This is a genomic window from Pseudomonas benzopyrenica (assembly GCF_036884265.1).
In the GTDB taxonomy this organism is placed as follows: Bacteria; Pseudomonadota; Gammaproteobacteria; order Pseudomonadales; family Pseudomonadaceae; genus Chryseomonas; species Chryseomonas benzopyrenica.
This window is the reverse complement of sequence record NZ_CP145723.1, coordinates 1,670,997-1,697,309: the sequence shown is the minus strand read 5'-3', so window position 1 is coordinate 1,697,309 and position 26,313 is coordinate 1,670,997. Positions and strand designations below refer to the sequence as shown.

At 66.7% G+C, this 26,313-nt stretch carries 18 protein-coding genes and 2 tRNA genes; 10 read left to right on the top strand and 10 right to left on the bottom strand.

Going from position 1 to position 26,313, the window contains the following annotated elements; genetic code table 11:
• The first annotated feature begins 51 nt into the window (after window positions 1-51).
• Window positions 52-516 (top strand): MarR family winged helix-turn-helix transcriptional regulator, encoded by a 465-nt coding sequence (locus V6W80_RS07835; RefSeq protein WP_017641863.1) that lies wholly within the window; start codon window positions 52-54, stop codon window positions 514-516.
• Window positions 517-869: 353 nt separating this feature from the next.
• On the opposite strand, the gene V6W80_RS07830 is transcribed toward V6W80_RS07835, so the two are convergent.
• The 4 genes from V6W80_RS07830 to V6W80_RS07815 form a co-directional block, all read right to left on the bottom strand.
• Complete coding sequence (locus tag V6W80_RS07830) at window positions 870-2,738, bottom strand: feruloyl-CoA synthase (protein ID WP_338546488.1); 1,869 nt, start codon at window positions 2,736-2,738, stop codon at window positions 870-872.
• Window positions 2,739-2,817: 79 nt separating this feature from the next.
• Complete coding sequence (locus V6W80_RS07825) at window positions 2,818-4,266, bottom strand: aldehyde dehydrogenase (RefSeq protein ID WP_338546486.1); 1,449 nt, start codon at window positions 4,264-4,266, stop codon at window positions 2,818-2,820.
• A 40-nt stretch (window positions 4,267-4,306) separates the two neighbouring features.
• The gene (locus V6W80_RS07820; RefSeq protein ID WP_058792502.1) at window positions 4,307-5,137 is read right to left on the bottom strand and encodes a p-hydroxycinnamoyl CoA hydratase/lyase; all 831 of its coding nucleotides are present in this window, start codon (window positions 5,135-5,137) and stop codon (window positions 4,307-4,309) included.
• Between the two features lie 106 nt (window positions 5,138-5,243).
• Complete coding sequence (locus V6W80_RS07815; RefSeq protein ID WP_338546485.1) at window positions 5,244-6,587, bottom strand: MFS transporter; 1,344 nt, start codon at window positions 6,585-6,587, stop codon at window positions 5,244-5,246.
• Window positions 6,588-6,975: 388 nt separating this feature from the next.
• On the opposite strand from V6W80_RS07815, the gene V6W80_RS07810 reads away from it, so the two are divergent.
• Both V6W80_RS07810 and V6W80_RS07805 read left to right on the top strand, forming a co-directional pair.
• On the top strand, window positions 6,976-8,034 hold the full coding sequence (locus tag V6W80_RS07810; RefSeq protein WP_059314320.1) for an aromatic ring-hydroxylating oxygenase subunit alpha: 1,059 nt from the start codon (window positions 6,976-6,978) through the stop codon (window positions 8,032-8,034).
• Between the two features lie 9 nt (window positions 8,035-8,043).
• On the top strand, window positions 8,044-8,997 hold the full coding sequence (locus tag V6W80_RS07805) for a PDR/VanB family oxidoreductase (RefSeq protein WP_338546484.1): 954 nt from the start codon (window positions 8,044-8,046) through the stop codon (window positions 8,995-8,997).
• Between the two features lie 63 nt (window positions 8,998-9,060).
• On the opposite strand, the gene V6W80_RS07800 is transcribed toward V6W80_RS07805, so the two are convergent.
• Window positions 9,061-9,768: a GntR family transcriptional regulator gene (locus V6W80_RS07800; protein WP_338546483.1), complete on the bottom strand. Its 708-nt coding sequence runs from the start codon at window positions 9,766-9,768 to the stop codon at window positions 9,061-9,063.
• A complete protein-coding gene (locus tag V6W80_RS07795; RefSeq protein ID WP_338546482.1) occupies window positions 9,765-10,670 on the bottom strand; it encodes a LysR substrate-binding domain-containing protein in 906 nt (301 codons plus the stop codon). The genes V6W80_RS07800 and V6W80_RS07795 overlap by 4 nt, the downstream gene beginning before the upstream one ends.
• 151 nt (window positions 10,671-10,821) lie before the next feature.
• On the opposite strand from V6W80_RS07795, the gene ydiJ reads away from it, so the two are divergent.
• Window positions 10,822-13,851, top strand: a complete 3,030-nt coding sequence (gene ydiJ, locus V6W80_RS07790) for a D-2-hydroxyglutarate dehydrogenase YdiJ (protein WP_338547379.1) — start codon at window positions 10,822-10,824, stop codon at window positions 13,849-13,851.
• A 959-nt stretch (window positions 13,852-14,810) separates the two neighbouring features.
• On the opposite strand, the gene V6W80_RS07785 is transcribed toward ydiJ, so the two are convergent.
• Window positions 14,811-14,887, bottom strand: a tRNA-Asp gene (locus V6W80_RS07785).
• A gap of 13 nt (window positions 14,888-14,900) precedes the next feature.
• Window positions 14,901-14,976 (bottom strand) — tRNA-Val (locus tag V6W80_RS07780).
• 211 nt (window positions 14,977-15,187) lie between these two features.
• On the opposite strand from V6W80_RS07780, the gene rdgC reads away from it, so the two are divergent.
• Window positions 15,188-16,108, top strand: coding sequence for a recombination-associated protein RdgC (gene rdgC, locus V6W80_RS07775; RefSeq protein ID WP_007159072.1), 921 nt, complete (start codon window positions 15,188-15,190; stop codon window positions 16,106-16,108).
• Window positions 16,109-16,220: 112 nt separating this feature from the next.
• Window positions 16,221-17,162: a bile acid:sodium symporter family protein gene (locus V6W80_RS07770; RefSeq protein ID WP_173146805.1), complete on the top strand. Its 942-nt coding sequence runs from the start codon at window positions 16,221-16,223 to the stop codon at window positions 17,160-17,162.
• On the opposite strand, the gene V6W80_RS07765 is transcribed toward V6W80_RS07770, so the two are convergent.
• Window positions 17,052-19,568, bottom strand: coding sequence for a putative bifunctional diguanylate cyclase/phosphodiesterase (locus tag V6W80_RS07765; protein ID WP_338546480.1), 2,517 nt, complete (start codon window positions 19,566-19,568; stop codon window positions 17,052-17,054). The genes V6W80_RS07770 and V6W80_RS07765 overlap by 111 nt on opposite strands.
• Window positions 19,569-19,743: 175 nt before the next feature.
• Window positions 19,744-20,310, bottom strand: a complete 567-nt coding sequence (locus V6W80_RS07760; RefSeq protein WP_338546478.1) for a GNAT family N-acetyltransferase — start codon at window positions 20,308-20,310, stop codon at window positions 19,744-19,746.
• A 158-nt stretch (window positions 20,311-20,468) separates the two neighbouring features.
• On the opposite strand from V6W80_RS07760, the gene V6W80_RS07755 reads away from it, so the two are divergent.
• The 4 genes from V6W80_RS07755 to V6W80_RS07740 all read left to right on the top strand — a co-directional run bounded on the left by V6W80_RS07755 (window position 20,469) and on the right by V6W80_RS07740 (window position 26,208).
• Window positions 20,469-23,939: a hybrid sensor histidine kinase/response regulator gene (locus tag V6W80_RS07755; protein WP_257706367.1), complete on the top strand. Its 3,471-nt coding sequence runs from the start codon at window positions 20,469-20,471 to the stop codon at window positions 23,937-23,939.
• A 566-nt stretch (window positions 23,940-24,505) separates the two neighbouring features.
• Window positions 24,506-25,384, top strand: coding sequence for a dTDP-4-dehydrorhamnose reductase (gene rfbD, locus V6W80_RS07750; protein ID WP_184291137.1), 879 nt, complete (start codon window positions 24,506-24,508; stop codon window positions 25,382-25,384).
• A 97-nt stretch (window positions 25,385-25,481) separates the two neighbouring features.
• Window positions 25,482-25,763 carry a DUF3509 domain-containing protein gene (locus V6W80_RS07745; RefSeq protein WP_064306571.1) on the top strand — a complete coding sequence of 94 codons (282 nt, stop codon included), beginning with the start codon at window positions 25,482-25,484 and terminating at the stop codon, window positions 25,761-25,763.
• A 19-nt stretch (window positions 25,764-25,782) separates the two neighbouring features.
• Window positions 25,783-26,208 (top strand): hypothetical protein, encoded by a 426-nt coding sequence (locus V6W80_RS07740; protein WP_017639724.1) that lies wholly within the window; start codon window positions 25,783-25,785, stop codon window positions 26,206-26,208.
• Window positions 26,209-26,313 lie beyond the last annotated feature (105 nt).

Here is a 26,313-nt window from a genome sequence, read left to right as displayed (position 1 = left end):
GACCCCTCGATACCCTCCTCTCGCCATCTCCGACGGAAGCCCTTCCCGCCGATGAGTTCCCCCGACGACGCCACGCCCCTGGACCCTGCCGCCACCCCCTGGCTGGACACCGCCGTAGGCTATGCCCTGCGCCGCGCCCAGATGAAGATGTTCCAGCATCTGGTGGACAGCCTGGCCGAATACGACCTGCGCCCTGCCCAGTTCACCGCCCTGGTGATCCTCGAACAGGAACCGGGCCTGATGCAGGCCGACCTGGCCCGGCGCCTAGCCATCGAGCCGCCGCAACTGGTCCTGCTGCTGAACAAGCTGGAACGCCAGGGCCTGGCCGAGCGGGTGCGCGGCACCCAGGATCGCCGCGCCTACGCCCTGCACCTCACCGAGCAGGGCCGCGCCCTGGTGGGCGAACTCAAGGAACGCGCCGCTGCCAGCGACCGAGCCGCCAGCGCCCCGCTGGACGACGCCGAACGAACAGAGCTGTTGCGCCTGCTGCGCAAGCTCAATGGAGAGCTGGGCTGAAGGTTGATCGCCGGGTGTTGTGTTGGGCTTCGCTGCGCTCAGCCGCAACCTACGAAAAGCCAGCTTGCACCGATCGCCCCCTCTCCCTCGGGGTGAGGGATACTGGCAGCGTCTGGGGCAGTACCCTGTTGGGCTTCGCTGCGCTCAGCCGCAACCTACGAAAAGCTAGCTTGCACCGATCGCCCCCTCTCCATCAGGGAGAGGGTTGGGGTGAGGGAGATTGGCAGCGTCTGGGGCAGCGCCCTGTTAGGCTTCGCTGTGCTCAGCCGCAACCTACGGAAAGCCAACCTGCACCGAACGCCCCCTCTCCCTCGGGGAGAGGGCTGGGGTGAGGGGGACCCCGGTACCTATCGTCACGCCCTGATCAACAGCGGCGCCGTTCCCCGATAGCAGGCCTCCAACCGTTCCGCGCGATGGGTCAGGACGCTGCGCTGGTTGAGCGAGCCCTTGTCGGTGATCTCGCCGCGATCGGCGGACGGCGGCTCCTCCTGCAGGGCGATCCATTCCAGGCGGCTGGCGTTGCCCGAGGCCTCGCGATTGAGGCGCTTGAGCCAGGCGGCGAACCAGTCCTGCACCGGCGCACTGGTCAGCACCGTGGCGGCATCGGCGCTCTCGTCCAGCCCGGCCAATTGCCGGCAGTCCGCCAGCCGCGGAAAGACCAGCAGCCCAAGGCACTCGCGATCCGGCGCCGCCACCACCACGTCCTGCACCAGGGGCGTGCCCTCCAGCACCGCGCGATTGCGCAGGGGACCGACGCTGACGAAGACCCCGGACGACAGCTTGAAGTCCTCGGCGATGCGGCCATCGAACATCAGGCCCAGTTGCGGGTTGGCCGGATCGACCAGCTTGAGGGCATCGCCCGAGCAGTAGAAACCCTCTTCGTCGAAGCAGGCGGCGGTCTGGGCGGCATCGCGCCAGTAGCCAGGCATGATGTGCGGCCCGCGGAAGCGCCCTTCCAGCTTGCCGTCCACCGGCACCAGCTTGAGTTCGCACCCCGGCGCCGGTACCCCGACGTAGCCGGCCACCGACAGGGGACCGGTGGTGAAGGTGCAGCTGGGCGAAGCCTCGGTCATGCCCAGCCCGGCCATCATGCGGATGCGTTCGCCGCAATGGGCCTCGGCGATGCGATCCAGGCGATCCCATACGCTTTGCGACAGCCCCGCCGCGGCAAAGAAGAACAGCCGCATGCGGGCGAAGAAGCGCTCGCGCAACTCGGCGTCGCGCTCCAGGGCATTGGCCAGCTCTTCCCAGCCGCGCGGCACCGTCAGGTAGGCGGTGGGTGATACCTCGCGCAGGTTGCGCAGGGTCTCGCCGAAGCCCTGGGGCGTCGGCTTGCCTTCGTCGAGATAGAAGGTGCCGCCGTTGTAGAGCACGATGCCCAGGTTGTGGCTGCCGCCGAAGGTGTGGTTCCAGGGCAGCCAGTCCACCAGCACCGGCGGCTCTTCGCCAAACACCGGAAAGGTCTGCAAGAGCATCTGCTGGTTGGCGCAGAGCATGCGCTGGGTAGTGGTCACCGCCTTGGGCAGCTTGGTGGAACCCGAGGTGAAGAGAAACTTGGCGATGCTGTCCGGCCCGGTCGCGGCGAAGGCACGCTCGGCCGCGGCCAATTCACCGCGAGCGAGCAGCGCCGCGAAGGCCAGGCTGATGCGCCCCTGTACCCGACCCCGGGTCGCGATCACCGGCACGTCGGCGGGCAGCACGGCGTCCAGCGCCTTCTGGAAGGCTGGGCCGTCGCTGACGAACACCAGTCCCGGCTGCAGCAGACCGCAGACATGGCGCAGCTTGGCGTGGTCCTGGGACAGCAGCGCGTAGCCGGGTGACACCGGGCAGAAGGGAATGCCGGCATAGAGGGCCGCCATGGCCAGCTGCAGGTGCTCCGGGTCGTTGCCGGAGAGAATCGCCAGCGGCCGCTCGGCGGAGAGGCCGAACTCCAACAGCGCGGCGGCCAGCTGGCGCACCCGCTGCAGCATCTCGCCATAGGAGAAGTCGCGCCAGGCGCCGCCGGCCTCCCGTGCGGCGAAGAAGGTGCGGTCCGGGGCCACCGTGGCCCAGTGCAGCAGCCGGTCCAGCAGTCGCGGCGGCGGCGGAGTCAGGGCTTCCTGGGAGGCCATGTAGAGCAGTCCACCCCGCTCTTCCACGGTGACGCCGGGGTGGCCCAGGGTCACCGGGCGATAGCGCAGCGGCTGATCGGCGGGCGCGCGGGTTTGCGTGACGTGACTCACCTTGAATTCTCCTCTGGGCTGGCGCCCGAGGGCGCCTCTTATTGTTGTCGCGACAGGAGCGAGGGACGGCGGACGCGGATCAGATCGGGTAGTGGCGCGGCCCCGTCTGCAGCGTCACCCAGCGCAACTGGGTGAAATGGTCGATGGAGGCGCGCGAGCCGAAGCTGCCGTAGCCGCTCGACTTGACGCCGCCGAAGGGCATCTGCGCCTCGTCGTGCACCGTGGGGCCGTTGATGTGGCAGATGCCGCTCTCCACCCGCTGCGCCAGCGCCAGGGCACGGGCGGTGTCGCGGCTGAAGATGGCCGACGAGAGGCCGAACTCGGAATCGTTGGCCAGGCGCAGCAGGGCCTCGTCGCCCTCGGCACGGATCACCACCGCCACCGGGCCGAAGGATTCCTCGGCATAGAGCTGCATCTCGGCGGTGACGCCATCCAGCAGCGTCGGCTGCAGGATGCTGCCCTCCAGCTCGCCACCGCAGACCAGCCGCGCGCCCTTGCCCACGGCGTCGTCGATCATGGCCTTGATGCGGGTCCCGGCGCTGGCGTCGATCAGGGAGCCGAGGACGGAGTCGGGTGCACTCGGATCACCGGCCTTGAGGGTGCGCACCTTGGCCGCCAGGCGCTCGACGAAGGCATCGGCGATGCGGCTGTCCACCAGCAGGCGCTCGGTGGACATGCAGATCTGTCCCTGGTTGAAGTAGGCACCGAAGGCCGCTGCAGCGACCGCGGCATCCAGATCGGCGTCCTCCAGCACCAGCAGCGGTGCCTTGCCACCCAGCTCCAGCACGGCGGGTTTGAGGTGGCGAGCCGACAGTTCACCGACGATGCGCCCGACCCGGGTGGACCCGGTGAAGTTGACGCGCCGCACCGCCGGGTTGGCGATCAGCCGCTCGACGATGGCCGGGGCATCCTCCGGAGCATTGGTGACGACATTGACCACACCGTCGCCCAGGCCGGCATCCTGCAGCACCTGGCCGATCAGCCGGTGCACGCCAGGACTCTGTTCGGAGGCCTTGAGCACCACGGTGTTGCCGCAGGCCAGCGGCATGGCCAGGGCGCGGGTACCGAGGATTACCGGGGCGTTCCAGGGGGCGATGCCCAACACCACGCCGCACGGCTGGCGCAGCGCCATGGCGAAGCTGCCGGGCACATCGGAAGGAATGACCTCGCCCTGGATCTGGGTGGTCATGGCTGCCGCCTCGCGCAGCATGTTGGCCGCCAGGTGGACATTGAAGCCGTACCAGTTGGCCATGGCCCCGGTCTCTCCAGCGAGGGCGACGAATTCGCTACTGCGCGCGGCCAGACCATCGGCGGCAGCCAGCAGGCGGCGACGGCGCTCGCCCGGCGGCAACACGGCCCAGGCGGGAAAGGCGGCCTGGGCCGCGGCCACCGCGGCGTCGGCGTCGTCCAGGGTAGCGGCGGCCACGGTGGAGACCACCGCGCCGGTCACCGGATGGCAACGCTGATAGCTGCGACCGTCGCCGGCCGGGCAGCTGGCGCCGCCGATGAGCAGGGATACCTCGACCATGACGCTACCTCTTGTTGTTGTACGGGTGGGCGGTGGCGGTTCAGCGCTTGTAGGTCTGCAGCCCGGGCTTGATGCTCTTGTCGTCGAGGAACTGCTTCATGCCCTGCTCGCGACCGCCCTCCGGATCCTGCAGCCGCGACTGGTCGAGCTTGGCATAGAGATAGTCCTCGTTCTGCTCCCAGGTCAGTTCGCGGCAGCGCTTGAAGCCGACCTTGGCGGCACGCAGCACCACCGGATTCTTGTCCAGCAGCTCACGCGCCAGGGCGGTGGTCACCTCACGCAACTGGTCGCGCGGCACGCTCTGGTTGACCAGGCCCATGGCGGCAGCCTCGGGCCCACTGAAGGTCTTGCCGGTCATCACATAGTAGAGGGCGGTGCGATGGCCCACGGTATCGGCCAGGGCCTTGCTCACCAGGTTGCCCGGGGGAATGCCCCAGTTGATCTCGGACAGGCCGAAGGTGGCCTCGTCGGCGGTGATGGCCAGGTCGCAGGCCACCAGCGGGCTGAAGCCGCCACCAAAGCACCAGCCGTTGACCATGGCGATGGTCGGCTTGGCGTACATGCGCAGGAGCTTCCACTGCCACTGGGAGGCTTCGCGGCGAATCTTTTCCTGCAGGATCTCGGGGCCGGCATCGGTCTCGCGGAAGTATTCCTTGAGGTCCATGCCCGCGGTCCAGGCATCGCCGGCACCGGTCAGCACCAGCACGCCGGCGCTGGCGTCCTGCTCCAGGGTCTCCAGCACCTCGACCATCTCGCGGTTGAGGGTGGGACTCATGGCGTTGCGTTTCTCGGGACGATTGAGCGTCACCCAGGCGATACCGTCCTCGATGTCCACTTTGACCGTCTGCCAACGTCCGTCGTAACTGCCCATGGCGTGTGCCTCTTGTTGTTGGGTGGGTATGGAGCCGAAGCTACGCCAGGTAATTAGTTAAGTCAATTAACTATTTTTGGCAAAACGATGACCTTGCCAAAAGCGGCTAGCCCAGCGCCTCGCCCTGCCGCCGACTCAGCTCCGTGGCGGTATGCCGCTGCTCGGGCCGGGTCAGCAGGAGCAGCAGCCCCGCCGCGACGAACACCCCGGCAAAGACCAGATACAGCCGCAGCGGTGGCCAACCCTGGTCGAGCAGTAACCCGGCCACCACCGGCGAGAGGATGGCGCCCAGGCGACCGATGCCGATGCCCCAGCCCACCCCGGTGGCCCGCACCTCGGCGGCATAGGCCAGCGCCGGCAGCGCATAGAGGCCGGCGACGCAACCATTGGCGAACAGTCCGATCAGCAGCCCCATGGCCAGGGCACCCAGGTAGGAACTGCCCAGGTGGGCGAAGACCACCAGCAGCAGCGCGGTGGTCAGCATGAAGCCGCCCAGCGCCCGGGACAGTGGCAGGCGGGCGAACAGCAGCCCCACCAGGGCGGCGCCAAAGATGCCGCCCACGCTCAGCAGGACGCCACCGGCCACCCCCTGCTGCTCGGACAACCCCAAGGTAGTGAGCAGCTTGGGCGTCCAGCTCATGATGAAGTAGAAGCCGAACATGGCCAGAAAGAACAGCGTCCACACCAGCAGGGTCGTGCGCCGCAAGGCAGGCGCCAGCAGCCGGCCGACAGTACCGCCCGCTGTGGAGTTTTCCAGCCGCGGCGGCAGCACGGCGAGCTCGGGCTGGCCGAGTCTCCTGGCCAGGCGATTGACCCGCACCAGAGCGCCGGCTGGCTGGCGCGTGAGCAGGAAATCCAGGGACTCGGGCAGACCGACGAGCACCAGCGGGATGGCCCCCAGGGTGAGGAGACCGCCGGCACAGAAGACCGCGCGCCAGCCCCAGTGCGACAGCAGCCAGACCGCCAGCAGTCCACCCAGGGTCGCCCCCAGCGCATAGCCCATGCCCTGCAGGCTGACTGCCAGACCTCGCCAGCGGCGCGCCGAGTATTCGCTGGCGATCACGTTGCTGCTGGCCAGCACCCCGCCCACGCCCAATCCGGTCAGGCCACGCAGCAGCGCCAGTTGCAGAGGTGATCCGGCCAACGCCGAGAGCAGCATGCCGAGCCCCGAGAGCAGCAGGCAGACCAGGATCAGCCAGCGGCGGCCCCAGCGATCGGCCAGTGGCGCCAGCAGCAGCGAACCGGCCGCCATGCCCACCAGACCGGCGCTGAGCAGCAGCCCCACCTGGGCGCCGGAGAGCCCCCACTCGCGGGATACCGAGGCCGCGGTGAAGGCCATCACCAGCACATCGAAGCCGTCGATCATGTTGAGCAGGATGCAGACCAGCACCGCCAGGTACTGGAAACCACACATGGGTCCCTGGTCGATGATCTCGCGCAGGTCGGTCATAGCCCACCTCGCGCACTGAGCAGGTGACGGCGGCGACAGGTGCCGCGCCCGGGCGTGGACGGAAAGACGGCGACGGGTACTGACATGGCGAGCATCCTTGGGTTCTTGTTGTTGGAATCTCAGCCTGCTTAAGCTGGCAAATATGGATCCAATTCACAAGATGCCTCGGCCTATCCGAGTCCCACCCGTGGCGGTGTCACCAGCCGCTTCAACACTGGAAAACCCATTCAATCAAGGCCATTCGGTACCGGATTGGCTCTAAGCGACGGGTATTTACTGGGCGATTATCGAGCAGCAATCGCTCTTGGCTACCGACTAGCCGCATTGACACCCTGGATGGCCTCAATCGATTATTGGATCCAATAGACAACAACAAGAGGTCCCGATCATGTACCCGAAGAATGCCTGGTACGTCGCCTGCACCCCCGACGAAGTCCAAGACAAACCCCTGGGGCGCCAGATCTGCGGCGAACCCCTGGTCTTCTATCGCGATGCCAACGGCCAGGTGGTGGCCCTGGAAGACTTCTGCCCGCACCGTGGCGCGCCGCTGTCCCTGGGCTTCGTCCGCGACGGCACCCTGGTCTGCGGCTATCACGGCCTGGAGATGGGCTGCGGCGGCAAGACGCTGGGCATGCCAGGCCAGCGGGTCGGCGTCTTTCCCGCGGTACGCCCCTATGCCGCCGTGGAGCGGCACGGCTTCATCTGGGTCTGGCCAGGTGACCAGGCCAAGGCCGATCCGGCCCTGATTCCCTATCTGGAATGGGCCGAAAGCCCCGATTGGGCCTATGGCGGCGGTCTCTACCATATCCAGTGCGACTACCGGCTGATGATCGACAACCTCATGGATCTCACCCACGAGACCTACGTCCATGCCTCCAGCATCGGCCAGAAGGAGATCGACGAGGCGCCGCCGGCCACCCGCGTCGAAGGCGACGAGGTCATCACCAGCCGGCACATGGAAAACATCTCCGCCCCACCCTTCTGGCGCATGGCGCTACGTGGCAATGGCCTGGCCGATGACGTCCCAGTGGATCGCTGGCAGATCTGCCGCTTCACTCCGCCCAGCCACGTGATGATCGAGGTGGGCGTGGCCCATGCCGGCCATGGTGGCTACGACGCCCCGGCGGCGGTCAAGGCCGCCAGCGTGGTGGTGGACTTCATCACCCCCGAGACCGAGACCTCCATCTGGTACTTCTGGGGCATGGCACGCAACTTCAAGGCGGAGGACGCCGAGCTCACCGCCAGCATCCGCGAGGGCCAGGGCAAGATCTTCGGCGAAGACCTGGAGATGCTCGAACGCCAGCAGCAGAACCTCTTGCGCTATCCCGAGCGCGGGCTGCTCAAGCTCAACATCGATGCCGGCGGGGTGCAGTCGCGGCAGATCATCGACCGCCTGCTGGCCGCCGAACAGGCCGCCACCGGCATCCCGGTCCGGCAGATCGCCTAGGAGACAGTCATGCTCGATCTGATCGTCACCGCCGTGCAACGCGAGGCCCCCACCATCCTGGCTTTCAACCTGGCCCGGGCCGACGGCGGCCCGCTGCCCGGCTTCGCCGCCGGCGCCCACCTGGAGATCACCCTGGGCGACGGCCTGGTGCGCCACTATTCGCTGTGCGCCACGCCCGAATCCGCCCCGACCCGCTATCGCATCGCCGTGCTGCTCGTCGCCGATTCCCGCGGCGGCTCCCAAGCCATGCATCGGCTGCAGGTAGGTGATCGCCTGCAGGTAAGCGAGCCACGCAACCTCTTCACGCTGGTACCGAGTGCCCGCCGCACCCAGCTGCTGGCCGGCGGGATCGGTATTACCCCGATCCTGGCCATGGCCGAGCAGCTCTATCAGCAGGGCGCGCGCTTCAGCCTGCGCTACCTGGTGCGGGATCGCGACCACGCCGCCTTCATCCCCTGGCTCAAGGCGCGGCCCTATGCCGACCAGGTCAGGGTCCACTTCGACCAGCACGATCCGGCGCTGAGACCCAACTTCCAGCACCTGCTCGGCCCGGCGGCGCCGGACGACCACCTCTATGTCTGCGGCCCGGCCGGCTTCATGGCCGCCGTGGTGGACGCCGCCCAGGCCCAGGGTTGGCAACCCGGCCAGATCCATCGCGAATACTTCGCCGCCGATCCCGCCGCCCAGGGCGAGCAACGCCCTTTCGAGGTGGAACTGGCGCGCAGCGGTCGCCGCGTGCAGGTACCGGCCGAGCGCAGCGTGGTCGAGGTCTTGGCGGACCTGGGTGTCGTCCTGCCGGTATCCTGTGGCCAGGGCCTCTGCGGCACCTGCCTGACCCCGGTGCTGGCCGGTGAACCCGAACACCGCGACCTCTTTCTCTCCGCGGCCGAGCACGCCGCCAACGACCGCTTCACCCCCTGCTGCTCCCGCGCCAAGGGCGAGCGCCTGGTGCTGGACCTCTAACGCCCCGAGCCCACCCTACCTCCCCCTCTCCCCCTGGGAGAGGGCCGGGGTGAGGGAACCTCCCTACACCAACACCCGCACCGCCCCCGCCTCACCCTCTTCCCCACCAAACCAGCGTGCATAGCCCAGGGTCGCCTGGGCGTGCTCGCGCATGATGCCCTCGGCACGCGCCCCCTGGCCGCGCACCAGGGCATCGAAGACCGCATGGTGCTGCAGATGGGCGAAGTTGAAGCGGCGGTATTCGCGCTCGAGATCCTCGGCATCCACCGCCAGGGCGCTTACCGAGGCGAAGGGCAGATGCTCGTGGCGGCCCAGGGCCAAGCCGATGGCCGGATTGCCGCTGGCCGCGACGATGGCCTGGTGGAACGCCCGATTGAGATCGTGATACTCCTCCAGGTCCTCCAGCCGCACATGCCCCTTGGCGAACAATCGATCGCCACGGCGCAGGCAGTCTTCCAGCGTGGCGCGCGTGGCCGCATTCAGGCCGCGCTCGGCCGCCTGGCGCGCGGCCAGGCCCTCCAGCACACCGCGCACTTCCACCGCGCCTTCCAGATCCGCGCCCGTCAGTGCCCGCACCTGATAGCCCCGGGCGCCGCTGCGCTCCAGCAAGCCCTCCTGGGCCAGGGTGCGCAGGGCCAGGCGCACCGGCATGCGCGACACGGCGAAGCGTTCGGCGGTGGGGATCTCCGCCAGCCGCTCACCCGCCGTGAGCTCGCCGGACAGAATCATCTGCCGCAGCGCGGCCAGTACCCGCTGTCCCGGCTTGCTCATGGCTGTCCCTCTCCTTCGTTGATCTCGGCCAGCAGCCACTGGCGAAAGGCCTGCAGCGACGGCAGCCCTTCGTTGCGCGGCGGATAGACCAGGTAATAGCTGCGCCGGCTGACCAGCGCCGGCCCGCAGGCCAGCAGCTCGCCCTGGGCCAGTTCGTCCTCCACCAGCACCCGGGGCACCAGGCCGATGCCGATCCCGGCGCGCACCGCCTGGATCAGGTGCGAGGTCAGCTCGAAACTCGGCCCCGGGCGCATGGCCCGATGCGGCAGCTCATGGTGGCGGAACCACTCGCCCCAGGCCTGGGGATTGTTGGCCACGCCCAGCAGCAGCTGGCCAGCCAGGGTCGCCGGCGTCGCCTCCGGTAACGCGGCCAGCGTCGTCGGGCTGGCAATCACCACAAGCTGCTCGGCCTGCAGCGGATGGGCACAAAGCCCTGGCCAGTCACCGCTGCCGACGCTGATGGCGGCATCGATCTCGCTGGCGGCGAAGTCCACCGCCTGGATGCGCGAGTGCAGGTGCACCAGCATGCCGGGGTGGGCGGCATAGAAATCGCCCAGGCGCGGCAACAGCCACTTGGAACCAAAGGTCGGCAGCACCGCGAGGCGCAGGGTGCCCTGCCCGGAGGCGAAGGCCATGGCCTGCAGGGTGGCGCTGCGGATCTGTCCCAAGGCCAGGCCCAGTTCACGGCTATAGGCCCGGCCCACATCGGTCAGGACGATCTGGCGGCCCTCGCGGCGGAACAGCGTCAGCCCCAGCAACTGCTCCAGCGCCTGCACCTGGCGGCCCACGGCGCTCTGGGTCAGCGACAGCTCTTCGGCCGCCCGGGTGTAGCTCTCATGGCGCGCCGCCGCCTCGAAGGCCAGCAGCAGCGACATGGAGGGCGTCAGGCGACGGTGATTCATTCAGGATCTTCCGGCATAGGCGGCGGAATCTTCGGTTGTGGCCCCGGCGCGCTGTGGTGAGAATGCCTACTATAGCCAGAAAAGGTCGATGCCATTCCTTCGTTCGCTGAAGGAGACGGCCATCCGCCGCCAGAGAGCTCGCCTGATGAACATGATCGCCCGCCTGCCGGCCCCGGCGCCCCTCGCCGCCGCCTACACCGACTTCCTCAGCGCCCTCGCCGCCAGCGGCTTCCAGGGTGAGATCGCACCGGACCATGCCAGCCGTACGGTCATGGCCACCGACAACTCCATCTACCAGCGCCTGCCGCAGGCCGCGGTCTTTCCCAAGGACAGCGCCGACGTCCAGCGACTGGCCCAACTGATGGGCGAGGCGCGCTTCCAGGGCGTGGTCCTGACCCCGCGCGGCGGCGGCACCGGCACCAATGGCCAGTCGCTCACCGACGGTATCGTGGTCGACCTTTCCCGCCACCTGAACCGGATCCTGGAGATCAACGCCGCAGAGGGCTGGGTACGGGTGCAGGCCGGGGTGGTCAAGGACCAGCTCAACGCCGCGCTCAGGCCCCACGGGCTGTTCTTCGCCCCGGAGTTGTCCACCTCCAACCGCGCCACCATCGGCGGCATGATCAACACCGACGCCAGTGGCCAGGGCAGCGTGACCTACGGCAAGACCCGCAACCACGTACTGGAACTGGACGCCTACCTGATCGGCGGCGAACGTGTGGAAAGTCGCCCGGTGGACAGCGCCGAGCTGGACGCCCTCTGCGCCCGCCAGGACCGTACTGGCGCGGTCTACCGCTGCGCGCGGGACATCGCCGAGAACCAGGCCGCGCTGATCGAGGCGCGCTTTCCCAAGCTCAACCGCTGCCTGACCGGTTATGACCTGGCGCACCTGGTCGAGCCGGACGGCCGCTTCAACCTCAACAGCGTGCTGTGCGGCGCCGAGGGCTCCCTGGCCTTCATCGCCGAGGCCAAGCTCAACGTCCTGCCGATTCCCAAGTACTCGGTGCTGGTCAACGTCCGCTACGCCAGTTTCATGGACGCCCTGCGCGATGCCCGCGCCTTGATCGAATTGAAGCCGCTGTCCATCGAGACGGTGGATTCCAAGGTGCTCTTGCTGGCCATGCAGGACATCGTCTGGCACAGCGTGGCGGAATACTTTCCCGAGGACGTGGAGCGCCCTACCCTGGGCATCAACCTGGTGGAATTTAGCGGCGACGATCCCGAGGCAGTGGACGCCCGCGTCCAGGGCTTTCTGGAGCACCTACGCCAGGACGTCACTGTCGAGCGCCTGGGCCACACCCTGGCCATCGGCCGCAATGCCGTGACCCGCGTCTACACCATGCGCAAGCGCGCCGTGGGGCTCCTGGGCAATGTCCAGGGCGAGATCCGTCCGCAGCCCTTCGTCGAAGACACCGCGGTGCCGCCGGAGCGCCTGGCCGACTTCATCGCCGAATTCCGCGCCCTGCTCGACGGCCACAACCTGCAATACGGCATGTTCGGCCACGTCGACGCCGGGGTGCTGCACGTGCGTCCGGCGCTGGATCTCAAAGACCCGCGCCAGGCGGCGCTGGTGCGGCCGATCTCCGACCAGGTGGCCGTACTGACGCAGAAATACGGCGGACTGCTCTGGGGCGAACACGGCAAGGGCGTGCGCTCGGAATATGCGCCAGCGTTCTTTGGCGATCTCTATCCCGCGCTGCAGGCGCTCAAGGGTGCCTTCGATCCGCACAACCAGCTCAATCCGGGCAAGATCGCCACCCCGCTCGCCAGCGGCGCCGAGCTGCTCAAGGTCGATGGCGTGACCCTCAGGGGCGAACTGGACCGCACCCTCGACGAGCGCGTCTGGCAGAGCTACGGCACCGCCATGCACTGCAATGGCAACGGCGCCTGCTACAACTACGATCCCGACGACGCCATGTGCCCGTCGTGGAAGGCTACCCGCCAGCGCATTCACTCGCCGAAAGGCCGTGCCTCCCTGATCCGCGAATGGCTGCGCCTGCAGGGCCAGGCCGGCATCGATGTCCTGGCTCCGGCCCCGCGTGGTGCCCTGAACTGGCTCAAGGCTCTGCCCCAGCGCTGGCGCAACGGCCGCCAGGCCGAGGCAGATTTCTCCCACGAGGTCTACGACGCCATGGCCGGCTGCCTGGCCTGCAAGTCCTGCGCAGGCCAATGCCCGATCAAGGTCAACGTCCCGGAATTCCGCTCGCGCTTTCTCGAGCTCTATCACCGTCGCTACCTGCGCCCCCTGCGCGACTACCTGATCGGCTCCCTGGAATTCAGCCTGCCGCTGTTCGCCCGCGCCCCCGGTCTCTACAACGCCGTCATGGGCGCCACACCCATCCAGCGGCTGTTCGCCGAGCGCATCGGCATGGTCGACAGCCCCCTGCTCAGCCGTTTCGACCTGGTGCCGGTCATGCAGCAGTGGCAGGTACAGATCGCCACCCCCGAGCGGCTGCTGGCCCTGAGCGATGAAGAACGCGCCAAGACCATCGTGCTGGTGCAGGACGCCTTCACCCGCTACTTCGAGACGCCGCTCACCGCCGCCTTTCTCGAACTGGCCGCGCGGCTCGGCCAGCGAGTGTTCCTCGCGCCCTATCGCGCCAACGGCAAGCCGCTGCAGGTGCAGGGCTTCCTCGGCGCCTTCGAGCGCACGGCGCGACGCAACGCGGCAGGACTCGCCAGCCTGGCTGGCTTCGGCGTCAGGCTGGTGGGCCTGGATCCAGCCATGACCCTGGTCTATCGCCAGGAATACCCCAAGGTCCCCGGCATCGCCCGGATGCCCGAGGTGCTGCTGCCCCAGGAATGGCTGCTGCAGGTGCTGCCGGAAGAGAAGCAGGTGGTCGGCGACAAGGTCTATCGCCTGCTCGGCCACTGCACCGAAAAGACCAACGCCCCGGCCAGCGTCAGCCAGTGGCAGCAGGTGTTCGAACGCCTGGGTCTGGGCCTCAAGCCGGAAAGCACCGGCTGCTGCGGCATGTCCGGCACCTACGGCCACGAGGCGCGGAATCTCGCGACCTCCAAGGTGATCTACGACCAGTCCTGGGCCCGCGCCCTGGCGGTACCGGCGGAACAGGGCGAAGCCCTGGCCACCGGCTACTCCTGCCGCAGCCAGGTCAAGCGCCTCGACGACCGCCGCCTGCGTCATCCGTTGGAAGCGGTACTGGATGCGGTAAGGGGCTGACCGCCTTGTTGGGTTTCGCTGCGCTCAACCCAACCTACAAGGACGCCCCCTGTCGTAGGTTGGGTTGAGACAGCTCCATCGTCGAAGCCCAACAACCGAAGCTCGGCCCGGGGCAGTGTTGGGCTTCGCTGCGCTCAGCCCAACCTACAAGGACGCTCCCTTTCGTAGGTTGGGCTGAGACAGCTCCATCGTCGAAGCCCAACAGCCGAAGCTTGGCCCTGGGCAATGTTGGGCTTCGCTACGCTCAACCCAACCTACAAGGACGCTCCCTGTCGTAGGTTGGGTTGAGACAGCTCCATCATCGAAGCCCAACCGAAGCTCGGCTCGGGGCAGTGCTGGGCTTCGCTGCGCTCAGCCCAACCTACAAGGACGCTCCCTTTCGTAGGTTGGGCTGAGACAGCTCCATCGTCGAAGCCCAACAGCCGGAGTTCAGCCCTGGGCAGTGTTGGGCTTCGCTGCGCTCAGCCCAACCTACAAGGACGCACTCCTGCCATAGGTTGGGCTGAGACAGCTCCATCGTCGAAGCCCAACAACCGAAGCTTGGCCCGGGGCAATGTTGGGCTTCGCTACGCTCAACCCAACCTACAAGGACGCTCCCTTTCGTAGGTTGGGCTGAGACAGCTTCATCGTCGAAGCCCAACAGCCGGCGCCCGACCCGGGGCAGTGTTGGGCTTCGCTGTGCTCAACCCAACCTACAAGGACGCACTCCTGCCGTAGGTTGGGCTGAGACAGCTCCATCGTCGAAGCCCAACAGCCGCAGGGTGGAAAACCGCGCAGCGTTTTACACGCATCTACACACACGCTCGACCCGCCTGCTGGCAGATCGCTCGACCGGAGCGCTAGGAAAGGAAGGAAGACACCAGAGGACACGACCAGAAAAAATCGCGCCCAAACGAAAAAGCGGCCACTAGGGCCGCTCTTCGATGGCTGCTGGCGTTCAGGGCCAGACAACCTTTAAATGGCGCAGCGGACGGGACTCGAACCCGCGACCCCCGGCGTGACAGGCCGGTATTCTAACCGACTGAACTACCGCTGCGCATTACCTCGAGTGGTGGGTGATGACGGGATCGAACCGCCGACCCTCTGCTTGTAAGGCAGATGCTCTCCCAGCTGAGCTAATCACCCGTTTGCTCTCGAAGTGGGGCGCATTCTACGGAGGGGCTTACGACCTGGCAACCCCTTTTTGAAAAAAAATTTTCCAGCACTTCCAAAGGCTTAGCGCTGCCCTTCCAGGCAACTGGAGAAAGCGCGCATTCCCGACGACCACCGCGATCCGGGGTTGGCCTCCGGGGCGAGCGACGCGGATAATGCGCGCTTCGTTTTTGGGAGTGACACCATGTGGTTCCGTAATCTGCTCGTCTACCGTCTCACCCAGGAAGTCGCCTTCGAGACCGAAGCCCTCGAAGCCGCCCTCGCCGCCAAGCCAGCGCGCCCCTGCGCCAGCCAGGAATTGTCCACCTATGGCTTCGTCGCCCCCTTCGGCAAGGGCCCGGACCTGCCGCTGGTGCACGAAAGCCAGGGCTTCTTCCTGATCGCCGCGCGCAAGGAAGAACGCATCCTGCCCAGCAGCGTGGTCAAGGAAGCCGTGCAGGAAAAGGTCGACGAGATCGAAAACCAGCAGATGCGCAAGGTCTACAAGAAGGAGAAGGAGCAGATCAAGGACGAGATCGTCCAGGCCTTCCTGCCCCGCGCCTTCATCCGTCGCCAGACCACCTATGCCGCCATCGATCCCAAGCAGGGCTGGATCCTGGTCGACGCCTCCAGCGCCAAGCGCGCCGAGGACCTGCTCTCCACCCTGCGCGATGCCCTGGGCTCGCTGCCGGTACGGCCGCTGGGCGTCAAGCAGGCGCCGATGGCCACCTTCACCGACTGGGTCAAGGCTGGTGACGCCACCCATGGCCTCTACATCCTCGACGAGTGCGAGTTGCGCGATGCGGGCGAAGATGGCGGCGTGGTGCGCTGCAAGGGTCAGGACCTGACCAGCGAAGAGATCCAGAACCACCTGGGCGCCGGCAAGCTGGTCACCAAGCTGGCCCTGGCCTGGCAGGACAAGCTGGCCCTGCTGCTGGACGACAAGGTCACCATCAAGCGCCTGAAGTTCGAGGACCTCCTGCAGGACCAGGCCGAACAGGACGGTGGCGAAGACGCCCTCGGCCAGCAGGACGCCAGCTTCGTGCTGATGATGATGACCCTGGCGGAATTCCTGCCACAGCTGATCGAAGCCCTGGGTGGCGAAGAGCTGCCCCAGGGACTGTAATGACGACCTGCGCGTGATCGCTTGAGTCACAAGGCTCATCCGATCACGTGGACAGCCCCCAAGGCCGGCAGAGACCGGCCTTTTTTCTGCCTTTTCGACAGGAGTTCAACCCATGCGCGCGCTCGCCGCCTTCAGCCGCTTCGTCGGCAATACCTTCGCCTTCTGGGTGCTGCTCGCCGCCCTGCTGGCGTTCTTCGCCCCCGCGGTGTTCAAGCCGCTGAGCGTGGCCATCGTGCCGCTGCTGGGGGTGATCATGTTCGGCATGGGCCTGACCCTCAAGGTCGAGGACTTCGCCGCCGTCGGTCGCCACCCCTGGCGGGTGCTGCTGGGTGTGGTGGCCCACTTCGTCATCATGCCGGGCGTGGCCTGGGCGCTCTGCCAGCTGTTCCACCTGCCGCCGGAGATCGCCGTGGGCGTCATCCTGGTTGGTTGCTGCCCCAGCGGCACGGCGTCCAACGTGATGACCTGGCTGGCCAAGGGCGACCTGGCGCTGTCGGTGGCCATCGCTGCCGTGACCACCCTGCTCGCCCCCCTGCTGACCCCGGCGCTGATCTGGCTGCTGGCCTCCACCTGGCTGCCGATCTCCTTTGGCGGCCTGTTCTGGTCGATCCTGCAGGTGGTGCTGCTGCCCATCGCCCTGGGCCTGGTCGCCCAGCGCCTGCTCGGTCATCGTGTCGGCGCCCTGGTCGAGGTGCTGCCGCTGGCCTCGGTGGTCAGCATCGTGGTGATCGTCGCCGCCGTGGTGGCCGCCAGTCAGGCGCGCATCGCCGAATCCGGCCTCCTGATCATGGCGGTGGTGATCCTGCACAACGGCTTCGGCTTCCTGCTCGGCTATCTCACCGGCAAGTGCTGCAAGCTGCCAGTGGCCCAGCGCAAGTCGCTGGCGCTGGAAGTGGGCATGCAGAATTCCGGCCTCGGCGCCGCCCTGGCCACCGCGCATTTCTCACCGCTGGCAGCGGTGCCCAGCGCCCTGTTCAGCGTCTGGCACAACATCTCCGGGGCGCTCCTGGCCACCCTTTTCCGCCGCTTCAAGGACGACGACGCCCGCCCCTGAGGGCTCGTGCCACACCTGCCGGACCAGCGCCTGGCAGGTGTCCTCGGTGAAGGGCTGCGGCCGGGCGATGCCATAGCCCTGGGCATAGTCGACGCCCAAGGCGCCGAGGGCCGCGATCACCGCGGCGTTCTCGGCGAACTCGGCGATGGTCTTCTTGCCAGTGAGATGCCCCAGCCGATTGATCGCCTCGACCATGGCGCTGTCCACCGCATCCTCCAGCAGATGGCGAACGAAGCTGCCATCGATCTTCAGGTAGTCCACCGGCAGATGCTTGAGATAGGTGAAGGACGACATCCCGGCGCCGAAGTCGTCCAGGGAGAATCGCACCCCCAGGCCGCGTAACTCGTCCATGAACTGGCGTGCCGCATCCAGGTTGGCCACGGCGCTGGTCTCGGTGATCTCGAAGCAGATCCGCGTCGGCGCGATCTGCCAGCGGTGCAGCTGCTCCCTGACGAAATCCGCCAGCCCCGCCTCGCCCAGGGAATGCCCGGACAGGTTAATGGCCAGGGTGTCGAGCAGCCCGTCGGGCAGTTCGGCGAAACGGGCCAGCGCCGCGGCGATCACCCAGCGATCCAGGTCCGGCATCAGCCCATAGCGCTCCGCCGCCGGGATGAAGGCACCGGGTGCGATCAAGCGGTCGCCCTCCTCCAGTCGCAGCAGCACCTCCACATGGCGATCCGTGGCCGTCTCGCAACCCAGCCCGAGGATCGGCTGGACGTACAGGCGGAATCTGTCCTCGGCCAGCGCCCGGTGCAATCGCTGCACCCAGGCCATCTCGCCATGGCGCTGGTCCAGCTCCACGTCACCCGGCGCAAAGACCTGGATGCGATTGCGGCCCTTGTCCTTGGCCGCGTAACAGGCCAGGTCCGCCAGGCGCAGGGCTTCCTCCGGTGCGAGAGCCTGACCACCCAGATGCACCACGCCGATGCTCAGGCCAACGCGAAAGCCCTGCCCGGCCGCCTCGAACTGCAGCGCGCCCACGCAGCAGCGCAGACGCTCCGCCACGGCCTCGGCTTCAGCCGGCGCACGGTTCTCCAGCAAGACGCCGAATTCATCACCGCCCAGGCGCGCCAGGCAGTCTTCCTCCCTCAGCTGCTGCCCGAGCAATTCGCACAGCTGGCGCAGCAGGCGATCGCCATGGAAATGCCCGGAGGTGTCGTTGACGATCTTGAACTGATCCAGATCGATGAACATCAAGGAGGCTCGCGCCAGGTCCTGCCGGGCCAGCAGGCGTTCCAGCCGGATCTCGAATTCACGGCGATTGACCAATCCCGTGAGGGCATCGTGACTGGCCTGCCAGGCCAGGTCATGCAGAAAGGCCCGCTCGCGGGTCTGGTCATGCATCACCAGCACCACACCGGCACCCGATTCGCCCCGTGGCAGCGCGGTCACCGTGAGGGCCACCGGCACCCGGGTGCCATCGACGCGCACCAGCTGATGCGCCAGGGGTTCGTTGCCCGCCAACCAGTCCGGGCTGCGCAGCCGCTCGGCCAAGGGCAGGTTCGAGGGCGGCTGGTCTTCGGTCTGGATATCGAACAGGTGGGTGACGGGCGTGCCTGCGACCAGCTCCCTCCGCGCCAGCAGGCGTTCGGCTGCCGGATTGTGATAGAGCAGCCGCCCCTGGGCATTGAGGGCCAGCACCGCATCGCCAAGGGAGGCCAGGATGACCTGGATGTGTTCCTTTTCGGCCTGCAGCGCCTGCTCGGAGCGCCAGCGCTGCTGCACCAGGCTGTGCATGCGCCAGAGCGCCAGCAGCACCAGCAGGGCGCCGACCAGGACATTGGCGATGAACAGCGCCGCGACCAGCTGGCGTGACGCCACCCCCAGACGCTCCGAGAAGGCCACCGTTTCCGGCATCATCCGGTCGTGCAGATCCAGCAGCTGGCGTTTCAGCGGAATCAGCGCCGGCCCCGGTCCATGCAGCTTGATCAACTCGAAGCCGGTGCGTGCCAGGGCCTTGAATTCGTCCATGTAGGGATCGGTGACCTGCCAACGGGCGATCACCCCTTCGAAGGGCTCCACATGGCGAGCCATCTGAAAGAGTGCGATGAGGCCGTCGATATCGTCAGGGTGATTGCCGGCCAGGCGCAGCAACCGCGCCGCCTCGGCAGGCGGGCCGCCGCTGTCGAGCGCCTCGCGCGCCGCACGGTCGAGGTCATTGACGCTGATGGAGGCCAGGTAGTCGTGGTAGGCCTCGGCCTGCCCTTCGTCCAGGTAGGCACCCAGCGTCAGCATGGCGTTGCCGAGGCTCTTGCTCCACAGGCTTTCCGCCGAAACATAGGCACGCACCGTCGACAGCAGTTGCAGGCTGACGATGGCGACCAGTGCCTGGCAGGACAGGATGATGACGAAGGGCCAGACGACCCGCAGGGTGCGCAGCGCAGAGGAAGGCGACAGTGAAGACATACAGCGATCCGCAAGAGGAGACGGGCGAATTCTTGCCATTGAGCAGGCATGTCGGCCGTTTCGCGGAAAACTGTTGGTCTGGAAAGACTTCGCGCTGGATTACTGACGCCAAACAAGCGACATAGACCCCTCGCAGTCCTGACACTGCCGACGAGCGGTAGCCCAGGCCCTGTGCCTAATTGAAGGACGCTTCCAGCCGCGCCTTCACCTCGGGCCATTCGCGGTCGGTGATGCTGTACATCACGGTGTCGTCCAGACGACCGTCGGCCAGCCGCCGATGATGACGCAGCAGGCCTTCACGGACCGCGCCCAGCTTCTCGATGGCGGCCTGGGACCTGAGGTTGGTCGCCGCGGTCTTGAGCTGCACGCGCACCAGCTGCCAGTGCTCGAAGGCATGGCGTAGCATCAGGTACTTGATGTTGCCGTTGAGACCACTGCCATGCTGCTCGCTGTCGAGCCAGGTCCAGCCGATCTCGGCGGCGGGCAGCGCCGGCAGGAAGTCGGCGAAGCGGGTAGTGCCCACCACCCGGTCGGCGATCCGCACGGCGAAGGGCAAGGCGCGCCCCTCGCGCCCCTCGGCCAGCGCCTGACGATACCAATCCGGCCGCAGGGGGCCGCTCAGGTAGTGCAGCGCCTCGCGATTGCGCTCGGCCAGGCTGACCAGCTCCAGCACGTCGCCCTCCGCCAGGGGGTCCAGGCGCAGCGCACCACGTTGCAGGGAAATGGGCTGCGCTTGGAACATGACGGTCTCTCTCGCTTGAATCAGCCCGCCAACCTAACAGGGCCGGCCGTCTGGCTCAACCCACCGTCATCCCATCGCGCGCCAGAACTGACGTCTGGCACCCCAAGGTGCGACACTTTGTCCGGGCGCGATGGGCGCCTGGAATGTCTGGAGTCGCCATGTCCCTGCCCAGCGGGCTGATCATCACCGTTACCCTCGGCTACCTGGCCCTGCTGTTCGCCATCGCCTTCTATGGCGATCGCCGCCCACCGCTCAGGCCGCGCCTGCGGGCCTGGGTCTACAGCCTGTCGCTGGCCGTCTACTGCACCAGCTGGACCTTCTTCGGCGCGGTCGGCCAGGCCGCTGACCAGCTCTGGTCGTTCCTGCCCATCTACCTGGGCCCCATTCTCTTCCTGCTGCTGGCGCCGCAACTGGTCAAGAAGATGGTGCTGATCAGCAAGAAGGAAAACATCACCTCCATCGCCGACTTCATCGCCTCCCGCTATGGCAAGTCCCAGACCCTGGCCATCGTCGTCGCGCTCATCTGCCTGGTCGGCGTCCTGCCCTACCTGGCGCTGCAGCTCAAGGGCATCGTCATCGGCGTCAACCTGTTGACCGGCATCAATGCCGAATCCCTGAGCACTCGTGCCCAGGACACGGCGCTGTTCGTTTCCCTGGTGCTGGCGGTGTTCGCCATTCTCTTCGGCACCCGCAACCTGGATGTCACCGAGCACCATCGCGGGATGATGCTGGCGATCGCCTTCGAATCCCTGGTCAAGCTCGCCGCCTTTCTCGCCGTCGGCCTCTGGGTCACCTACGACCTGCACGATGGCTTCAGCGACCTGCTCGCCCGTTCCCAGCAGGCGCCGCAGCTGCAGGAATACTGGCGCGAGACGCTGGACTGGCCGGGCCTGCTGATCCAGACCGGCGTGGCCTTCATCGCCGTGATGTGCCTGCCGCGCCAGTTCCATGTCACGGTGGTGGAAAACACCGATACCCGGGACGTCAACCTGGCGCGCTGGGTGTTTCCGCTCTACCTGGCGCTGGCCGCCCTGTTCGTCATCCCCATCGCCCTGGCCGGCCAGCTGCATCTGCCCGGCGGCGTGTTGCCCGACTCCTTCGTCATCAGCCTGCCGCTGGCCCAGGAGCGTCCCTGGCTGGCCTTGCTGGCCTTTCTAGGCGGCGCCTCGGCGGCCACCGGCATGGTGATCGTCGCCTGCGTCGCCCTCTCCACCATGATCTCCAACGATATCGTCCTGCCCTGGCTGCTCAAGCGCCGCGGCCAGGTCGAGAGTCCCCATGCGGTGTTCAGCCACTGGATGCTCACGGTGCGCCGCGCCAGCATCGTGGTCATCCTGGTCCTGGCCTATTGCAGCTATCGTCTGCTGGGCTCCAATGCCAGCCTGGCCACCATCGGCCAGATCGCCTTCGCCGCCATCGCCCAGCTCGGGCCGGCCATGGTCGGAGCGCTGTTCTGGAAGGCCGCCAATCGCCGCGGCGTCTTTGCCGGGCTCACCGCCGGGGCGCTGCTCTGGGGTTATCTGATGGTGCTGCCGGTGGTGGCCACCAGCCTGCAATGGCCACTGGGGGCCTTTCCCGGCCTGGCCTGGTTCGAGCAGCCCACGGGTGAGCGGACGTTGCAGCCGACCACCGTCGGCGCCCTGGTGTCCCTGGCCGGCAACTTCCTGCTGTTCGCCCTGGTGTCGCTGCTCTCGCGCACCCGGGTCTCGGAATACTGGCAGGCCGGGCGCTTCATCGCCCAGTACGCCCTGCCCCGGCCGCGCAATCGCGCCCTGCTGGCGGTCAAGCTGGAGGACCTGCGACTGCTCGCGGCCCGGTTCGTGGGTGATGAGCGCGCCCGCCTGAGCTTCAGCCGCTTCGCCGAGCAGAGCGGCCTGACCTATCACCCCGGAATGAACGCCAACAGCGAATGGATCGCCCAGACCGAGCGACTGCTGGCCGGGGTGATCGGCGCCTCCTCCGCGCGCGCGGTGGTCAAGGCCGCCATCGAAGGCCGCGACATGCAGGTCGACGACGTGGTGCGCATCGCCGACGAAGCCTCGGAGGTGCTGGAATTCAACCGGGCGCTGCTGCAGGGCGCCATCGAGAACATCTCCCAGGGCATCAGCGTGGTCGACCAGTCGCTACGCCTGGTGGCGTGGAATCAGCGCTACCTGGAACTGTTCGACTATCCCGACGGCATGATCCAGGTTGGCCGGCCCATCGCCGAGATCATCCGCTACAACGCCCTGCGCGGCCTCTGCGGACCGGGCGATGCCGACGAGCACGTGGCCCGCCGGGTGGAACGGATGCGCCAGGGCATCCCCCACACCTCGGAACGCACCTTTCCCAATGGCCGGGTGATCGAGCTGATCGGCAGCCCCATGCCCGGGCGCGGCTTCGTGATGAGCTTTACCGACATCACCGCCTTCCGCGAGGCCGAGCGCGCCCTGCGCGAAGCCAACGAAGGCCTGGAGCAGCGCGTCGAAGAACGCACCCGCGAACTCTCCCAGCTCAACCAGGCACTGGAGGAAGCCAAGGCCCACGCGGAAGCGGCCAACCAGTCCAAGAGTCGCTTCCTCACCGCGGTCAGCCACGACCTCATGCAGCCGCTGAGCGCCGCCCGCCTGTTCACCGCCGCCCTCGCCCACCAGGACGGCCTGGCCCAGGAGGCCCAGGAGCTGGTGCGCAACATGGACAGTGCCCTGAGATCCAGCGAAGACCTGATCGCCGACCTGCTGGACATCTCGCGCCTGGAGAACGGGCGCATCCTGGCCACGCCGGCGCCCTTCCCGCTGGCCACTCTGTTCGACGCCCTGGGCGTCGAATTCAAGGCCCTGGCGCAGGATCAGGGCACCAGCCTGCGCATCCGCGGCAGTCAGCTGGTGGTCAACAGCGACAGCAAGCTGCTGCGTCGAGTACTGCAGAATTTCCTCACCAACGCCCTGAGATACGCCCATGGCCGGGTATTGCTCGGGGTGCGTCGTCAGGGCCAGAGCGTGAGCCTGGAGGTCTGGGACAGCGGTCCTGGCATTCCGGCGGACAAGCTCGAATTGATCTTCGAGGAATTCAAGCGACTGGACAGCCACCAGACCCGAGCGGAAAAGGGCCTGGGCCTTGGTCTGGCGATCGCCGACCGCCTCTGCCGGGTGCTCGGCCACGAACTCTCGGTACGCTCCTGGCCGGGCCACGGCAGCGTCTTCAGCGTCAAGGTGCCCCTGGCGCCCGCCCTCGCCATCCAGGCGGCCACTGCCAGCGAAGCCGCCCAACCCTTGGCGGGCGATCCGGTGCTGTGCATCGACAACGAGGACAGCATCCTGCTGGGCCTGCGCAGCCTGCTGGGTCGCTGGGGCTGCCAGGTCTGGACCGCGCGCAGTCGCGAAGAATGCGCCGCCCTGCTGGAACAGGGCCTGGTGCCGCGCCTGCTCATCGTCGACTACCACCTGAGCGACGCCGATACCGGTCCGGATGTCGCCGTATGGATCCGCCAGAGGCTGGGGCAGGATATCCCGGGCATCGTCATCAGCGCCGATGGCCGCCCAGAATGCCTGGCCAAGGTCCGCCAGGCGCGGCTGGATTTCCTGCCCAAGCCGGTCAAGCCGGCCTCGTTGCGTGCCCTGTTGAGTCGTCAGCTGGCCCTGTCCGGTTGACCTGGACAGCACTGCCTGAACGCTGCCTTCGATAGGTCTTTCGTTCAGCGTCGATTAAGGTTCTGCGGCCCTCATCCCACGGAACAATCCACAGCTTCTGTTGATAACTTTGTTGAAAACATGGTGGAAAAGAACCCGGAGCCTTGCTCTGCGGGCGCCCCGAACAAGTTGATCATTTTTTAATCAGTTTGATAAGTTCAACGTAATCAATAACTTAATTCAAAAGCAGGATTTTTGGTTGGGAAAACCCTGGCATCGAGTGGGCTTGACAAGCGCTAGCACAGGTTGTGCACAACTCACCGAAAAAATGACCAACGGAAACCTGTCAGCGGTCGCACAATTGTCAAGTATTCGTGAAACATATTTTTTCAGGCTCCTCCGTACCCGAGGCCCAGGGACAGCCCGCAGGCTAGAGCCAGCGCTCAGAGCGGCAGGCAGGCCAAAGGCTAGCCTTGTCCTCTGCCGGTCATCGGGTAGACTGCCCCTTTTCGCTCAGGGCTGTCACGGCGACGCCCAACCGGTCAAACAGGCATGGACGCGTCAGCCTTCTGGAATAGCTCAGTCTCATGAACGTCTTCATCGCGGGTCAACACGGACAACTTTCCCAGGCACTGCAAGTGCTGCTGGCCGCCAAGGCCCAGGTCACCGTGGTTGGCCGGGCCCAGGTGGATTTCACCCAGCTGGACGCGCTTCATGACCGCGTCCTGGCCGCAAAGCCCGACGTCATCATCAATGCCGCCGCCTATACCGCCGTGGACGCCGCCGAGAACGATGCCCAGACCGCTACCCTGATCAACGCGCGGGTACCCCAAGTCTTCGCCCGGGCGGCCCAACAGCTCGGCATTCCGATGGTCCACTACTCCACCGACTATGTCTTCGATGGCAGCCAGGACGGCCGCTATCGGGAAGAGGATCCGACCTGCCCGCTCAATGTCTATGGGCGGACCAAGCTGGCCGGCGAGAATGCCGTGCGCGAACACGCCGAGCGTCACCTCATCCTGCGCACCAGCTGGGTCTATTCCTGGCAGGGCAACAACTTCCTGCGCACCATGGTACGGCTGCTCAGCGAGCGCGACGAATTGAACATCGTCGACGACCAGATCGGCGCGCCCACCTGGACGCGTACCATCGCCGATGCCACTGACCGCCTGCTGGCCCACAGCGACAAGGGCGATCTCTGGGGCACCTATCACCTGACCGCCAACGGCACCACTTCCTGGTTCGGTTTCGCCGAGCAGATCGCTCGGCGCCTGGGCGAGACCGGTCAGTTGAAGGCACGCCTGAATCCCATCCCCAGCAGCTCCTATCCCACCCCGGCCCATCGCCCGATCAATTCCCGCCTGTCCACCGAAAAGCTGGCCGCGGTGCTGGGCCAGCCGCTACCCGACTGGCAAGCGGCTTTCGAGCAGTGCTGGAACGAGCGCGAGCTTCAGGTGGGCGGCTGAAACGGGCCGCCGGTCATACTTCTGGGATCTCTCCCAGAACTACCCCTGTCCCTTGAAGTCAATGGCACTGACCCCGCTCACGCCAGTCAGGTACGTCATGGACAACCCCTTCCAACTCATCGCCGCAGCCTTCGAGCATGACTTCCGGGTCAATTTCCGCATCGAGCGCCTCGACGGCAGCGTCAGTCTGACGCTGTCGGACGACAGTGGCGTCAAGGTCAAGCGGTTGATCAGCAAACAGCAGCTGCACGACCACACTCGCCTCGCGCGGCTGATCGACAGCATCCGGCTGGGTATCGCCATCGACGAAGGTCACGGCGTTACGGCCTTGCTGGCAGGCGGCAGCGGTACCGTCAACCGTCTGACCGTCGCGAACTGAGCAAGGATCTATGCAAACCATGGAAGGCCTGATCAGCAGTCCCGTGCAGACGGCGAATCCCACGACGTTACTGGATGGCGTGGAGACGGTACCGACGCTGCAATCCGCCCAGACTTCGCTGTATCAGCTGACCTGTGCGCGGCTCGACGAACAGCTGGCACCGCTCAAGGTCTGGCCGACCCTGCCGGACCGTACCGGTCGATTTTCCTTCACCCTGTTGGACAGATGCGGACGCATCCTCTATCGCTCGCCGGCCTTGCGCCAGGCGCTGTATCGAGAAGAGGATCTGCTCAATGGTGTGATCGCCAGTGCGCGGCTGGCCGCCGTGCAGGCTGGACAGGGCTTTCCGTCCTGGGGTGTAGTGGACGTCGCCTGCCCTATGTATGAGCTACCTGCCACTCAACTTCCCTGTGCGGGATGCCGCCTATTGAAGTGTAAGAGCTAAGAGAAAAGTCGCGGGAAAAACGCTTAGGGCTTGTTTGCCCTCTTCAACTCTTCAACGTTCGAGACCAACGAATACCCGAGCATTCGTACTGCAAGTCTCGCGCTG